Origin of the sequence: Pseudoflavonifractor hominis (genome assembly GCF_014288125.1) — a bacterium.
GTDB classification, from domain to species: domain Bacteria; phylum Bacillota; class Clostridia; order Oscillospirales; family Oscillospiraceae; genus Pseudoflavonifractor_A; species Pseudoflavonifractor_A gallinarum.
On the sequence record NZ_JACOPR010000004.1, the window covers coordinates 230378 to 245182 of the forward strand.

The 14805-nt window shown below is 64.4% G+C and carries 12 protein-coding genes and 1 other RNA gene; 8 read left to right on the plus strand and 5 right to left on the minus strand.

All coding sequences use genetic code 11. The annotated features are described in order from the left end of the window. Window positions 1-119: 119 nt before the first annotated feature. Window positions 120-1190: a sporulation integral membrane protein YtvI gene (gene ytvI, locus H8S34_RS08835; RefSeq protein ID WP_101692695.1), complete on the plus strand. Its 1071-nt coding sequence runs from the start codon at window positions 120-122 to the stop codon at window positions 1188-1190. A 63-nt stretch (window positions 1191-1253) separates the two neighbouring features. Here ytvI and H8S34_RS08840 read toward each other — a convergent pair whose 3' ends face one another. Beyond that, the gene (locus H8S34_RS08840; RefSeq protein ID WP_186963748.1) at window positions 1254-3893 is read right to left on the minus strand and encodes a transglycosylase domain-containing protein; all 2640 of its coding nucleotides are present in this window, start codon (window positions 3891-3893) and stop codon (window positions 1254-1256) included. A 286-nt stretch (window positions 3894-4179) separates the two neighbouring features. Here H8S34_RS08840 and H8S34_RS08845 point away from each other — a divergent pair, with 286 nt between their 5' ends. Then, complete coding sequence (locus H8S34_RS08845; protein ID WP_101692693.1) at window positions 4180-4479, plus strand: DUF1292 domain-containing protein; 300 nt, start codon at window positions 4180-4182, stop codon at window positions 4477-4479. Between the two features lie 33 nt (window positions 4480-4512). Then, window positions 4513-4714: non-coding RNA, 6S RNA (gene ssrS, locus H8S34_RS08850), on the plus strand. Between the two features lie 79 nt (window positions 4715-4793). Here the strand turns inward: ssrS and H8S34_RS08855 are convergent. Both H8S34_RS08855 and H8S34_RS08860 read right to left on the minus strand, forming a co-directional pair. Continuing rightward, window positions 4794-5348, minus strand: a complete 555-nt coding sequence (locus tag H8S34_RS08855) for a phosphatase PAP2 family protein (protein WP_186963749.1) — start codon at window positions 5346-5348, stop codon at window positions 4794-4796. A gap of 81 nt (window positions 5349-5429) precedes the next feature. Next, window positions 5430-5951: a DUF4330 family protein gene (locus H8S34_RS08860; RefSeq protein WP_101692691.1), complete on the minus strand. Its 522-nt coding sequence runs from the start codon at window positions 5949-5951 to the stop codon at window positions 5430-5432. Window positions 5952-6108: 157 nt separating this feature from the next. Here H8S34_RS08860 and csaB point away from each other — a divergent pair, with 157 nt between their 5' ends. From csaB to H8S34_RS08880, 4 genes are all read left to right on the plus strand, one after another. Beyond that, the gene (gene csaB / locus H8S34_RS08865; RefSeq protein ID WP_186963750.1) at window positions 6109-8361 is read left to right on the plus strand and encodes a polysaccharide pyruvyl transferase CsaB; all 2253 of its coding nucleotides are present in this window, start codon (window positions 6109-6111) and stop codon (window positions 8359-8361) included. Then, window positions 8358-9443 carry a glycosyltransferase family protein gene (locus H8S34_RS08870; RefSeq protein ID WP_328821070.1) on the plus strand — a complete coding sequence of 362 codons (1086 nt, stop codon included), beginning with the start codon at window positions 8358-8360 and terminating at the stop codon, window positions 9441-9443. Before csaB ends, H8S34_RS08870 begins: the two co-directional genes overlap by 4 nt. Before the next feature lie 66 nt (window positions 9444-9509). Further along, window positions 9510-10535: an inorganic phosphate transporter gene (locus H8S34_RS08875; protein ID WP_101692689.1), complete on the plus strand. Its 1026-nt coding sequence runs from the start codon at window positions 9510-9512 to the stop codon at window positions 10533-10535. 91 nt (window positions 10536-10626) lie between these two features. Next, window positions 10627-11286, plus strand: a complete 660-nt coding sequence (locus H8S34_RS08880; RefSeq protein ID WP_101693947.1) for an HAD family hydrolase — start codon at window positions 10627-10629, stop codon at window positions 11284-11286. A 45-nt stretch (window positions 11287-11331) separates the two neighbouring features. On the opposite strand, the gene H8S34_RS08885 is transcribed toward H8S34_RS08880, so the two are convergent. After that, entirely contained in the window at window positions 11332-11976 is a 645-nt protein-coding gene (locus H8S34_RS08885) for a flavodoxin family protein (protein ID WP_101692688.1), read from the minus strand. Between the two features lie 167 nt (window positions 11977-12143). Here H8S34_RS08885 and ypeB point away from each other — a divergent pair, with 167 nt between their 5' ends. Next, window positions 12144-13514 (plus strand): germination protein YpeB, encoded by a 1371-nt coding sequence (gene ypeB / locus H8S34_RS08890; protein WP_243207964.1) that lies wholly within the window; start codon window positions 12144-12146, stop codon window positions 13512-13514. Window positions 13515-13520: 6 nt separating this feature from the next. Here ypeB and H8S34_RS08895 read toward each other — a convergent pair whose 3' ends face one another. Further along, window positions 13521-14798 carry a replication-associated recombination protein A gene (locus H8S34_RS08895; RefSeq protein ID WP_101692687.1) on the minus strand — a complete coding sequence of 426 codons (1278 nt, stop codon included), beginning with the start codon at window positions 14796-14798 and terminating at the stop codon, window positions 13521-13523. Window positions 14799-14805: the final 7 nt, after the last annotated feature.

The following is a 14805-nucleotide window of genomic DNA, read 5'->3' on the forward strand; positions in this document are numbered from 1 at the left end:
TTTTAGCACAGTAAACTGCGACAATCAACCGCCGATTTCGCGTGAAAGCCAACAGTTTTACAGTCTATCATCCCCACTTTTTCGTCAAAATAACCACACCGCTGGAAAGGAGGACCCCCATGCACCCGCCGCCTTCGCCCCTGATTCCTGTCCGCGTCTTACAGGCCATCCTTGTGCTGGGAGGACTCTGGTTTCTGCTTCCCATCGTACTTCCCTGCCTGCTGCCCTTTTTGCTGGCCCTCCTCTGCGCCGCCCTGCTGGAAGGGCCCGTGGCCTTTCTCACCCGGCGCGGAAGGCTCCCCCGCTTCCTGGCCGCGGCGCTGTGTACCCTGGTCTTCTTCCTTCTGCTGGCCGGGGGCCTGGGCCTGCTGGTGTGGCGGCTGGGAACGGAGTGCGCCGTGCTCCTCCAAAAGACGCCCCAGCTCCTCTCGGCCTTTACCGGCTGGCTGGGCGGGGTCCGGCGCTGGGCGGAGCGCTTCCTCATCGCAGCCCCCATCCCCCTTCAGGAGACCCTGCGGGGCGGGATGGAAGCGCTGGAGGACCAGGGAATGCGTCTGCTGGGGGACGCCTCGGGCCTATTGGGGACCTGGCTGGCCCACGGGGCCTCCGCCCTGCCCCAGTGGGGCCTCTTTCTCTTTACCACCGCACTGGCCACCTGCCTCATCAGCGCCGACCGGTCCCGCCTGCACGCGTTCTTCTGGCGTCAGGTCCCGGCTCGCTTCCGCACCCGCCTGCGGCATATGGTGGGTGCGGTGCGGGATGCCATGACCGGCTGGCTGCGGGCACAGGGGTGTCTCATGCTGGTCACGCTGTGTCTGCTCACGGTGGGCTTTCTGCTCCTGGGGGTGGATCTGGCCATTCTGGCCGCCGGCTTCACGGCACTGCTGGACGCCCTGCCGGTCTTCGGCGTGGGGATTGTCCTGCTGCCCTGGGCGCTGCTCTCCCTGCTGCGGGGGCAAACCTCCCTGGCGCTGGGACTGCTCCTCCTCTACGGCGTGCTCTTTCTCACCCGCAGCATCCTGGAGCCCAAGCTGGTGGGAAAGGGCTCGGGTCTCCCCCCTCTGGCCGCCCTGCTCGCCATGTATACCGGCTTTATCCTGTGGGGGGCGGCGGGCATGATCTTCCTGCCCATGGCCGCCGTCATGCTCAAGGAGCTCCACGACCGAGGTCTGGTCCACCTCTGGAAATAACAAAGCCCTCCGCCTTCCGGCTGAAGCAGCCGGGCCGCGGAGGGCTTTTGTTGCACTATTCGATTACTGGGCGTCTGCCGGAGGGGCCACCTCTTCACTGGGCGGCGGAGAGGGTGTGGTTTCCGGCTCCTCCGTCTCCCCGCCCGGCTCGGTGGGCTCTGTACTGGGCTCGGGCGACGGTGTCACCACCGGCCACGTCTCCGGGTTATAGGGGTCAAAATCCGGGTAGAGGTCCGCGGGCGGGTAGGTGCTGGGGTCCATGGGATCGAAGGTCGACGGATCGTATTCCGTCGGCTTCTCCTGCTCCTGGGTGTGGACGGTGCACGTCCCCTGGGCCTGTACGTTCTGCAGGCGGTAGGCGTCGTCCCGGGCCCCTCTTCCGAAGGACTCCCGCTCGAAGCTGGGCAGAGAGATGGTGACGACCGTGGGTTCCACCCCGGCCTCATTCCCCTCCCGGGGACAGAACTCTCCGGCCACATGGTAGAGTCCGGTGCTCTCTCCGGAGGAATTGAGGATGGGGCTGTCCTTACAGACCTCAATGGTCTGCGTGTGGACGTCACAGTGCTCGGTGGGCTGGTCGCCGTTGAAGAAATAGGCGCCCTGCACCCGGTTCCCACGGGGATCCAGCGTACAGTTCGGACCGGCCAGCTTGCCGCTGTCGATACAGATGTTGACGGTCACCAGTCCCTCGGGCGTCTCAAAGTCCTTATTCTCCAGGCCCTGGTGGATGGGCTCCATCACCTTGCGCCACATCTGGGCCGCCGGGTTGGTGGAGCCGTTGTTGATGCGCTCGGGATACTGGGCGTATCCGGTCCACACGGCCGCCGTATAATAGGGGGAGTAGCCCACGAACCAGCGGTCCTTGTAGTCGTTGGTGGAACCCGTCTTACCGGCGATGGTCATGCCGCTGAAGTAGGCCTCCCGGCCGGTCCCCACCCCGTTGGGGCTCTTGATGACGTTCTTGAGCATGCTGTTGATATACCACGCCGTGGTGGACTTGACCGCACTCTCCTCCTCCTGGGTGTTATCCAGAATGACCACTTCCTGGCCATCCTGCTCCCGGGTCACCTTGGTGTAGGTGCGGGGCTCCACATACACGCCGCTGCGGGGGAAGACCGAGTAGGCCGCGGCCATATCGATCACCCGGGCGCCGTCGGTCAGACCGCCCAGAGAGAGCTGGGCCAGGCCCTCGTCGTTGCTCTTCTTGTTCTCCGCGCTGTGGACCAGCGTGCTGATGTGGAAGTGGTCCTCCAGGTACTCCATGGACTGTCCGATGCCCATTTCCTGGATCACCCGGGCCGGGACCGTGTTGGCCGACTGCTCCACCGCCTTGCTCACCGTCTCGCGGCCCCAGTAGTAGCCGTAGGAGTTGGAGGGCCAGGCAGAGCCGCTCAGCTCCATCACCGGCGTGTCATCAAAGACCGAGTTGGGAGTAATGAGTCCCAGATCGATGGCCGGGGCGTAGGCGGAGAGGGGTTTGATGGAGGAGCCCGGCTGCCGCTTGCTCATAGTGGCCATATTCAGCACCTGATTGGCCGTTTTTTCGCCCATGGCGCCGGCCATGGCCACCACGTCTCCGTCGTGATCCAGCACCACGATGGCCGACTCCAGCTGCTCGCCCCGGGAAGAGGTCTGGGGAAGGTTGTCCCGGTTGAGGTAGACCTCATCCACCACCTCCTGGACGTCCGGATCGATGCAGGAGTAGATCTTGAGTCCGCCGCTGTAAACCATGTTGCTGGCCACTTCTCTCGAGTAGCCGCCCTCTTCCACCAGGTCGTCGATCACATCCCGCACCACCTGCTCGGCATACCAGCTGAGCACATTGGTGGTATTTTCGTTCTCCTCATCCTCCCCCTTGGTGAAGTTCAGTCCGGCCTTGACCTGGGCGGCCGCCTCGTCGTACTCGGCCTGGCTGATCTTCTCCTGCTCCAGCATGGCGTTGAGCACGTTCAGCGCCCGGTTGGCATTGTTTTCCGGATGCAGATAGGGGTTATACATGGAGGGGTTGTTGGTAATGCTGATGAGGCTGGCACACTCGGCCAGGGAGAGCTCCCGCACATCCTTGCCGAAATAGTTCTCCGCGGCCGTGGACACACCGTAGCACTTCTGCCCCAGGTAGATATAGTTCAGATAGAGCTCCAGGATCTCTTCCTTGGTGTGGTATTTTTCAAAATCCAGCGCCCGGAAGATCTCCAGGATCTTGCGCTTGACGGTGACATCGTCATAGTCGGTCATATTTTTGAGCAGCTGCTGGGTCAGGGTGGAGCCGCCCTGAATGTCCTCGCCGGTCATCATGCTCAGCACCGCCCGGGCGGTACGCACCCAGTCCACGCCGTTGTGCTTGTAAAAGCGCCGGTCCTCAATGGCGATGGTGGCGTTGATCAGATCCTCCGGGATCTCCTCATAGGGGATCCACACCCGGTTTTCCGTCCCGTAGAGGGACTGGAGCTCCACCGGCTGTCCGGTCTCCTTGTCGGTGTAATAGATCGTACTGGCCAGCGCCGTGGAATAGGCCTGTGCATCCACATGGGCGTTGGGCAGGATCTCCGTCGTGATATAAACCGCCGCAAAGCAGGCCAGGAACGCACAGGTCACGAGCCCGATCAGGAACAACGTCCCGATCCCCTTGAGGACGGTTCGCGCCGTATGTCCTCCGCTCCCCCGCACGCACCGGTCGTCGTTGGGATTCGTTGTTCTTGCCAAAGTGACACCTCCGGTATCGGTCGGCCAGCCCCACCGCATCCTGCGGCCGGCTGCCATGGTATGGGTGACTTCGTCACAGGTACCCGAATATTATAGCATAGGTGCGCCAGTTGTCCACCCTATATTATCCCTTTATTTCCTATTTTTAGAATCTCAAAAAAATTTGCGGACTCCTATCTTGCAATTTATCCTGCTTCGGGTTACAATAGGTACGGCAGCAAATCGCTCTGGCGTTTTGTACGGCCTCCCCCTCCGGGGACCACAAACCATAGAAAGCGGTGAAGCCATGAGCGAGGAATTTGGCGGTGAGTTCATTACCCTGACCGATGAGGAGGGCAATGAATTCGAACTGGAATACTGCACGACGATCGAGCACGAAGGCACGGTCTATATGGCCTTTTTGACGGTTACCGAGGCCGATGAGGACACGGAAGAGCCGGAAGAGAGCGAGGACGACGGTCTGGTCATCCTCAAGGTCATCAACGTGGACGGCGAGGATCAGCTGGCCACGCTGGACAGCCAGGAAGAGCTGGACGCCGTCTATGAATTGGTGATGCAGGAGCTCTTCGAGGACGAAGAGGAGTAACCTCCGCCTTACCAATTCTGAATTTTTTCTGAATTTTTCCTGCGGGGTGCGTGATGGGCTTTATTTAAACCCACATCTCTGAAACGGGATGTCGCCCTCACGGCGTGGATTGCAGGCCTCCCGGCCCCCTTTGTGGGTCACTGGAAGTTGGAAGCAAGGAAGCGCTGTGGAGACAACCCACCTGCCAATTACGTGCAGGTTTTAAAGGAGTCCACACGGCTTCTGCGGGACCCCCCACAGGCTCTGCCTGTGGGTTTTTTTATATGCGAAGGGACAGAAAAGCGGGTACGATCTTAAAATCGTACCCGCTTTTTTCAGATGCGGTTTCTTCTCCGGTCTGCCACGCGCCGCCACAGGGCCATGGCACACAGGGCGCACAGGGTGCCCACCACGGCGCCGGCCAGCACGTCACTGGGGAAATGGACCCCCACATACAGGCGGGAGCAGCCCATCAGCACCGCCAGCACCAGCGCACCTGCCCTTGCCCAGGGCCAGGGCAGGCTCTTCCACCACACCACGCCCGCGGCAAAGGCCGCTGTGGTGTGCCCCGACGGGAAGGAATTGGGGTCTCCCTCTGCGATCAGAGGGACCAGCCCCTCCACCGCCAGCCAGGGCCGGGTGCGTTCCACCAGGTGCTTGAGCACCACATTGGTGCACAGCAGGCCCAGCAGAAGGGCCGTCAGCGCACAGAGTCCCGCTCTCCGGGTCCTGGGGATACACGCAAAGACCAGTGCCAGCGCGATCCACAGCATGCCCGCGTCCCCCAGATGGGTGAAAACGGAGAAAAACGCGTTCAGGATCGGATTGCGGACCCAATCCTGGATCCAGAGGAGGATCGCGCCGTCCAGCGCTAGGAGCCACGTAAGCATAGCTATCTCCTTTTCTGATTCCGAATGATAAAAAAGCAGGACGGGAACGCTCCCGTCCTGCTCTCGTTCTGTCTCTTGCGATCAGGCCGCCTCGTCCCACTGGCAGTTAGTGATGATGCCGTTGGCAAATTCAAAGTGCGTGGTCTTGAGCGTATGGGCCTTGCCGATGCGGACCTCCTGGGTGCCCACTTCGTTGGTGGCGCTGTTGGCCACATGCACGGTCACCGTAAAGGTCAGGTCCAGCAGGTTATCCGCCAGAGGCAGCGTCAGCGCGCCAGTGGCGGAGTTGATGGTGGTGCTGTTGTCGTGGGGCTTGGCCACCACATCGGTCACATAGCCGTTGAGCTTGGTGCCGGAGGCCATGAGCTGATCGCCGCCCTCCTGCTCCACATACTCCACGATGGAGTCATATACCTCCGGGTATACGTTGTTGACCTGGACCGTATAGGTCAGGGTAGCCGCGCCGCCCTCCGCGCCGGGGAGCACGCCGCCCTTGCCCAGCAGCTTCAGACCCACCACCGCGGCAAGCAATACCACCAGGATCAGGACCAGCAGGTCCACAATGTTGATCTTTCCAAACAGTCTGCCTTTTTCGTCTAACATCTTTTGCAGCCTCCGAGGTTGTAAATTGACCGGTTTATGGTGTAAAATAGGACTGTCCCTGTGTCCGGAAGCCTCCGGACTCACAGTGGAGCTTTTTATATTGTAGCATATTCCCAGTATGGGAACAAGTCTTTTTTCACCTGGAGGGTCTCATCCCATGAAAGTCATCCACCTCATCAGCGGCGGCGACAGCGGCGGCGCCAAGACCCATGTGCACTCCCTGCTTCAGAATCTCTCCCAGACCATCGACGTGACCATGGTCTGTTTTATGGACGGTCCCTTTGCCCAGGAGGCCCGGGAGCTGGGCATCCATACCGTCATCTTTTCCGGGCGGAACCTGCTCTCCACCTACCGGAAGCTCCGGCAGTTTATCCTGGACGGCGGCTACCAAATCATCCACTGCCACGGCGCCCGGGGCAACATGATGGGCGCCCTCCTGCGCCGCTCCACGGGACTTCCGGTGGTGAGCACTGTCCACTCCGACTACCGGCTGGACTATCTGGGCCGCCCCGCCGCCCGGCTGGTCTACGGGACCACCAACACCGTGGCCCTGCGCCTGCTGGATTACCGGATCGGCGTCTCCGACGCCATGACGGACCTGCTCATCTCCCGGGGCTTTGACCCGGACCGGCTCTTTACCATCTACAACGGCCTGGACTTCTCCCCCCGCCACCCCGCCATGGACCGGCAGGCCTATCTGCGCTCGGTGGGTCTGGAGGCGGACGACTCCTGTGTCATCGCCGGCATCGCCGCCCGGCTCAATCCGGTGAAGGATGTGGCCACCCTGATCCGCGGCTTTGCCAAGGCCTATGAGCACTGCCCCAACCTGCGCCTGCTCATCGCCGGCGACGGAGAGGAGCGCGCCATGCTGGAGGGTCTGGCCCGGGAGCTGGGCGTGGAGCGGCAGGTCTGCTTTGCCGGCTGGATCTCGGACACCGACAGCTTCTATAACGCCATTGACATCAATACCCTCACCTCCCTGTCGGAGACCTTCCCCTACGCCCTTACCGAGGGGGCCCGGGCGGGACTGCCCACCGTGGCCAGCCGGGTGGGCGGCGTGCCCTACCTCATCGAAGACGGCGTGACCGGTCTGCTCTTCGAGGCCGGGGACCCGGACGGTCTGGCCCGCCAGCTCACCGCCCTCGCCCAGGACGCCACCCTGCGCGCCCACCTGGGCCGCCGGCTCTACCAGAAGGCCAAGGAGGATTTTTCTCTGGAGTCCACTCTCCAGCGCCAGCTCCACATCTACGAGACCATTCTCCGCCGCCACAGCCGGAAAGGCGGCCAGCGGGACGGCGCGCTGGTCTGCGGGGCCTACGGCCGGGGCAACGCGGGAGACGACGCCATCCTGGAGGCCATCGTGGCCGAGCTGCGGGAGCTGGACCCCGACCTTCCCATCTGGGTCCTGTCCCGCAATCCGGACAGCACCCGGCTCACCTACCGGGTCAACTCCATCTATACCTTTAATTTCCCCCGCTTCCTGCGGCGGATGACCAAGACCCGCCTCTACATCAACGGCGGCGGCTCCCTGATGCAGGATGTGACCAGCCACCGCTCCCTGTGGTTCTACCTCTTTACCATCTCGGCGGGCAAGATTTTGGGCAACCGGGTGCTCATGTACGGCTGCGGCATCGGCCCCATCCGCTCCGAGTCCAACCGCCGCCTGGCGGCCAAGGTGCTCCAGAAGCGGGTGGACGCCATCACCCTGCGGGACACCCACTCCCGGGAGGAGCTCAAGCGCATGGGCGTGGACCATCCGGAGATCATCCTCTCCGCCGACCCCACCGTGATTCTCCCCGCCGCCGCGCCCCAGGTGGTGGACGGCATTCTGGAGCGGGAGGGCCTGGACCCCAACGGCTCCTATATCGGCTTCACCCTGCGTCCCTGGCCCGGCTTTAAGGAAAAGGCGGAGATCTTTGCCGCCGCCGCCGACTATGCCTACCGGAAATACGGCCTGACGCCGGTCTTCCTCCCCATTGAGCGCCGGCTGGACCTGGGCGCCATCCGGCAGGCCACCGCCTCCATGACCGCCCCCTTCCATATCATTGAGAATACCGGCAGCTCCGCCCACACCATCGGCCTCTTTGCCCGGATGAAGGTCGTGGTCTCCATGCGCCTGCACGCTCTGGTCTTTTCCGCCAGCCAGGGGGTCCCCCTGGTGGGCGTGGTCTATGACCAGAAGATCAGCTCCTTCCTCTCCTATATTGGACAGGACCTCTACACCGACCTGGGCGAGCTGACCCTGGAGCGGCTCACCGCCCACATCGACACCGCCTGCGGACGCATCGACGACCACGACTTCCTCACCGAGGGCGTGGACCGTCTGCGCCAGGTGGAGCACCGCAATTCGGCCACCGCCCGCCGCCTGCTGGGCCTCCCCGCCCCCGAGGAGGAGGGCGAGCGCCCGTGAAGCACCTGGTCTGTCTCTCCGACACCCCCTGGAGCAGCGTGCCCGCCCGGACCCAGCAGCTCATGACCCGGCTGAAGGATGTCCATATCCTCTACTTTGAGCCGCCCGCCCGCCGGAAGGGATGTCCCTGGAAGAAGCCCGCCCGCCGGGTCCGGCCCGGCCTTCTGGTCTACTCCCTCCCGCCCGTTCTGGACGGGGAGGGGGAGCATCCCCTGCTCTTCCGCCTGGGGCAGCGCAAGCTGGCCCGCTATGTGGAAAAAGCCATGCTCCGCCACCGGGTCCAGGACCCGGTGCTCTGGTGTGCCATTCCTACCGCCGTCCACCTGCTGGACGGCCTGCCCCGTCAGGGACTGGTCTACGACTGCGGCCGGGACTGGTCCTCCCTCCCCGACCAGTGGGAGAGCGAGCTGGCCCTGGCGGCCGACGTGGTCTTTGCCGCCTCTCCGGAGCTGTGCGACCACATCGGCCCCTGCAACGACAACGTGGCCCTTCTCCCAAACGGGGCCAACTACACCATGTTTGCCCGGGAGGACCTGGAGACTCCGCCCGCTCTGCGGGACATCTCCGGCCCGGTCCTGGGCTATGAGGGCACCATCTGGCGGGATCTGGACCTGGAGCCCCTCCTCCGCGCCGCCCGGGAGCACCCCGCCGCCACCTTTGTGCTGGTGGGCCGGGTGGAGCGCAATCCCCACCTGCGCGCGCTGGAGCGGCTGCCCAATGTGCGCTTTCTGGGCCGCAAGCCATTGGTGGAGCTGCCCGAATACCTGAACCGGTTTGACGTGTGTCTCAATCTCCTGCGCACCGGCTCCATGGACGGGGACATCCTGCCGCCCCGCATCTTTGAATACTTCGCCACCGGAAAGCCGGTGGTCTCCATGCTCCAGCCCGGACAGGTGGAGCAGTTCCCGGACGTCATCTACGGCGCCCACACCAGCGCGGAGTTCTCCCAATTGTGCACCAGCGCCCTGGCCGAGCGCGGCTCCTGGGCCCGGGACCGGCGGCGCTCCTACGGACAGATCGGCTCCTGGTCCAACCGGGCCCGGGAGGTGGAGCGCATTCTGGAGAGCATCGGGCTTTTCTGAGACGTGCCGCTTTCTTTCCGTGCTATTCGCCCCACCCCTGCCGTACAATACGGTGGGGGTGATCTTTTGTCCATATCCTGTTCCGACTTCCTCGCCCAGGCCCGTGGAAATCCCACGCTGGCCCTGGTCAGTCTCCTGCTCCTGGCCGTCCTGCTGGTCAACGGCTGGACCGACGCGCCCAACGCCATCGCCACCGCCGTGGCCTCGGGCGCCCTCTCCTTCCGCCGGGCCGTCCTGCTGGCCGCCGGGTGCAACCTGGCCGGTGTGGCGGCCACCTCCCTGTGCATGCCCGCCGTGGCGCAGACCGTCTGCGAGGCCGCCGATTTCGGCGGCGATCCCACCATCGCCTGCACCGCCCTGTGCGCCGCGCTGCTGGCGGTGGTCCTCTGGGCCACGCTGGCCTGGCGCTTCGGCATTCCCACCAGCGAAAGCCACGCCCTGCTCTCCGGTCTGGCCGGTGCGGCCCTCTCCCTGCCGGGCGGGTGGAAGAACCTGCGGCCGGAGGCCTGGGGCAAGGTGGGCCTGGGCCTTCTTCTCTCGGTCCTCCTGGGGTTTCTGCTGGGCCGGCGGGCGAGTGGGCTTCTCCAGCGCCTCCCCCTCTCCCCCCGCCGGTGCCGCTCCCTTCAGACGGCAGGTGCGGCGGCCATGGCCTTTCTCCACGGGGCCCAGGACGGGCAGAAATTCCTGGGGGTCTTTCTGCTGGGAGCCGCCCTCTCCCAGGGCCGGTGGACCTCGGGCGCCCTCTCCGTCCCCCTGTGGCTGATGGCGGTGTGCGCCCTGTTTATGGCCCTGGGCACTCTGCTGGGCGGACGGCGCATCATCGACAAGATCGGCCGGGAGCTGGTGGTCCTCTCCCCCGCCGCCGGGCTCTCCGCCGATCTGGGCGGCGGATGCGCCCTGCTGGTGTGTACCCTGCTGGGTCTGCCGGTCTCCACCACCCACACCAAGACCTCGGCCATTCTGGGAGCCGGAACGGCCCACGGAGGACGGGCCCGCCCGGGGACCGCCCTCTCCATTGCCCTGACCTGGCTGCTCACCTTCCCCGGCTGCGGAGCCCTCGGCTTCTTTCTGGCCCGGCAGCTGCTCGCCTGAGCTTGCATCCCAACCGCCGCTGGGGTATGATAAGAGAGGTCAGTCTCCCGTGGGACGGACCCTATCACCAAGGAAGAAACGAGTGATTTTCATGCGCTATGACGCCGTGATCTTTGATCTGGACGGCACCCTGCTCAACACCCTGGACGATCTGGCCGCCGCGGTGAATGCCGCCCTCACCGCCTGCGGTTACCCGACCCGCACCCTGGACGAGGTCCGGGCTTTCGTGGGAAACGGCGTGGCCAAGCTGATCCACCGGGCGGTCCCCGCCGGGACCGCCCCGGAGGAGGAGGCGCGCTGTCTGGAGCGCTTCCGGGCCCACTATCTGGTCCATATGCGGGACCAGACCGCCCCCTATTCCGGCATTCTGCCCCTGTTGGACGCGCTCCAGCAGGCGGGGATCGCCGTGGCGGTGGTATCCAACAAATTTGACGCCGCGGTCAAAGAGCTCTGCCGGGACTATTTCGGTCCCCGCGTGCCGGTGGCACTGGGCGAGTCCCCCTCCGTGCGGAAAAAGCCCGCCCCCGACACCGTCTTTGCCGCGCTGCGCGCGCTGGATGTCCCGGCCGACCGCGCGGTCTACGTGGGGGACTCCGATGTGGACATTGAGACCGCCCACAACGCCGGCACGGCCTGTATCTCGGTCTCCTGGGGTTTCCGGGACAGCGCCTTCCTGCGCGCCCACGGCGCCTCCTGCATCGCCGATACCCCCCAGGCCCTGGCCGCCCTGCTCCTCGCGCCCGAAGCATAAAAAACGTCCTCTCCCATGTACGCTGCGGGAGAGGACATTTTTTCTTTATGGATTGGTCGTTTCCTGCCGCTGGGCCCAGACCTGCTTGCCATAGGAGTAGATGAGGGTGGTCTCGGCCAGACGGCGTCCCAGGGAAACCGCCCCGGCCATGCCCAGGGTATCCCGCTGGGCCCCTTCCGCCCCGGCGTCGTCGGACCAGACCCGGCCGCCCATATACTCCCGGGGCTCGTTGGTGACCAGGTTCATGCCCCGGATGCCGAAAAGATTGTGGATGGCGGCCACCGTGGTCTCCTGCCCGCCGTTGCGGGTGCCGCCCACCGCCAGGGCTGCCAGGAATTTGCCCCGCAGCAGCCCCGGGAAGCAGTCCCGGATGGCCCGCAGGCGGGAACAAAAGGCGCTCAGCTGGGGCGTTGGACCCATGCAGTAGACCGGCGAGGCCACCAGGATGCCGTCCGCTCGGTCCAGCTGCTCCACCAGAGTCCGCATGTCATCCGGGATCACGCACCAGGAATGGCTGCGGATACAGGCCTTGCAGTCGGTGCAGGGCGCGATGCGCTTCCCCGCCAGGGTCACCATGGAAGTCTCGATCTCTTCCGATACGCCCTGTGCCCCCTCCAGCGCCATGCGCAGGGCATAGTCCGTGGCGCCCTCCCGCCGCGGGCTGGCGCACAATCCCAAAATGTGAACCATATACACACCCTCCCATCTTCTCTGCGCAGATCCCTTTTGTCCGGATCCCACGTCCAATATTCGCTTTGCTTCCCGTCATTCTCTGATATTTACCATGCAATAATTCCGCTTTTCGGACGCACACTAAGCACAATCCAATGCCTGAGAGCATCCGAAAAGGGGCGTTTATGATGAAGCTCATTCCCATTTCCACCCGGGGAAAAGTCCGGGCCGCAACCTTTCTCACTGCGGGGCTGGCCGTACTGGGCGGCTTTGCCATTCAGGGTCAGGTCCGCGCCGCACAGTACCAGTACCTGCTCAACAAGACCTATGAATATGCCTTTGCAGAGCTGAGCACCTCGGTCTCCCAGCTGGATACCGCGCTGCAAAAGGGCATCTATGCCACCTCTCCCCAGCTCTTCTCCTCCCTGTGCACCGAGGCCTTCCGCAGCGCCCTGGCCGCCCAGACCGCGCTGGGCTCCCTGCCCTATGGAAATGTGGAGCTGGAGGAGACCGCCACCTTCCTGGCCAAGACGGGAGACTACACCATGTCCCTCTCCCGCGCCTCCTCCCAGGGGCTGAGTGAGGAGCAGCGCTCCACCCTCGCCGCCCTGGCCCAGCGCTCCTCGGCTCTGTGTCAGACCCTCCAGTCTCTGGAGAGCGACCTCTTTTCCGGTACCATGCGTCTGGAGGACCTGGCCCAGGTCCAGGAGCGGTTCTCCCAGGCCACACAGACCGGAGATCAGACCACCGCCGGCTCCTCCTTCCAGGAGATCGAGCAGGAGTGCTCCGAGCTTCCCACCCTGATCTACGACGGTCCCTTCTCCGACCATCTGGCCGACCGGACTCCCCGTATGCTGGAGGGACAGCCCCAGGTGAGCCGGGAGGATGCCCGCTCCGCCGCGGCCGGGTGGCTGGGGCAGGAGCCGCAGCTCTTCACCCCCGTCTCCGACGGAGCGGGCGTTCTCCCCAGCTGGGGCTTCTCCGCCCAGGTGGACGGGGGCGAGCTCTATGTGGAGGTCACCAAACAGGGCGGACAGCTTCTGGAGATCCTCCATTTTCGCCCGGTGGGACCCGCTCAGCTCACCCGGGAGCAGGCGGTGGAGCGGGCCCAGGCCTTCCTGAAGAAGCTGGGCTATCCGGACATGGCCGAGACCTATTTCATCGACCAGGGCAGCATCCTCACCATCAATTTTGCGGGCAAGGAGGGGGATGTGCTCTGTTACCCCGATCTGGTCAAGGTATCGGTGGCGCTGGATAACGGCGGCATCGTGGGTCTGGAGAGCCGCAACTATCTCATGAGCCACCAGAGCCGGACCTTCTCCGCCCCGGCTGTATCGGCCGAAGAGGCCCGCAGTCAGGTCACCCAGGGGCTGGAAGTGCTCCGTCAGCAGCTGGCCCTCATCCCCACCCAGGGGGAGAACGAGGTCCTCTGCCACGAGTTCAAATGCCGCAATGAGAAGGGACAGCACTATATCCTCTATGTCAATGCCCAGACCGGGGAGCAGGAGCGCATCCTCCTCCTGCTGGAGGACGAAAACGGCACCCTGGTGCTGTAAGGCCCCTCAGCGGGAGCCGCCCTTGCCCTTGATCTCCTCCCAGTACCGCCGGGCGGCCTGCTCGGTCTTGTTCTCGCCGTAGGTGTAATACCGCGTTCCCACCAGGGCATCGGGGAGGTACTGCTGCTCCACCCAGTGGTGAGGGAAGTCGTGGGGATAGAGATACCCCTGCTCCCGCTCCAGGCCGGCCGAGTCGGCATGCCGGTTCTGGAGGTGGCGGGGATAGTCCCCGGTCTTCCCCGCCCGCACGTCGGCCATGGCCAGGTCCAGGGCGATGTGCCCGGTGTTGGACTTGGGCGCGGTGGCCATGAGGACCGCCGCGTCCCCCAGGGGGATGCGGGCCTCGGGCAGCCCCAGCATATTGGCCGCATCCACGCAGGCCTTAACGATGGGGATGATCTGGGGATAGGCCAGCCCCACATCCTCGCAGGCAATGACCATGAGCCTCCGGCAGGCCGACACCAGATCTCCCGCCACCAGCAGGCGGGCCAGGTAGTGACAGGCCGCGTCCGGGTCCGAGCCCCGGATGGACTTCTGAAGGGCGGAGAGAATGTCATAGTGGTCGTCTCCCGCCCGGTCATACCGCATGGCGGAGCGCTGGGCCGCCATGCGGGCGTCCTCCAGGGTGATGCGCCGCCCCTCCTCTGTGACACGGGCCGCACCGGAGAGCAGCTCCACCGCGTTCATGGCCTTGCGCACATCCCCGCCGCAGGCCTGAGCGATGTGTTCCACCACTCCGTCCTCCCAGGTGAGGGGGGTCTCGCTCCGCCGGGCCATGTACTCCAGGCCCCGCAGGATGGCGGGCACCACGTCGGCTCCCTCCAGCGGCTTGAACTCAAAGACCGTGGAGCGGGAGAGCACCGCGTTGTACACGTAGAAATAGGGATTTTCCGTGGTGGAGGCAATGAGGGTGATCTTGCCGTTCTCCATGAACTCCAGCAGGCTCTGCTGCTGCTTCTTGTTGAAATACTGGATCTCGTCCAGATAGAGCAGCACCCCGTCGGGGGCCAGCATGGTGCCGATGTCGGCGATGATGTCCTTGATGTCGGAAATGGAGGCCGTGGTGGCGTTGAGCCGGTGAAGGGGCCGGTTGGTCCGCTTGGCGATCAGATTGGCCACCGTGGTCTTGCCGGTGCCGGAGGGCCCGTAGAAGATCAGATTGGGAATGCTGCCACTCTCAATGATCCGGCGGAGCAGGCCGTTCTGCCCCAAAATATGGCTCTGCCCCACCACTTCATCCAGTGTGGTGGGGCGGATCTCGTCGGCCAGGGGACGGTAACTCATACGCGCT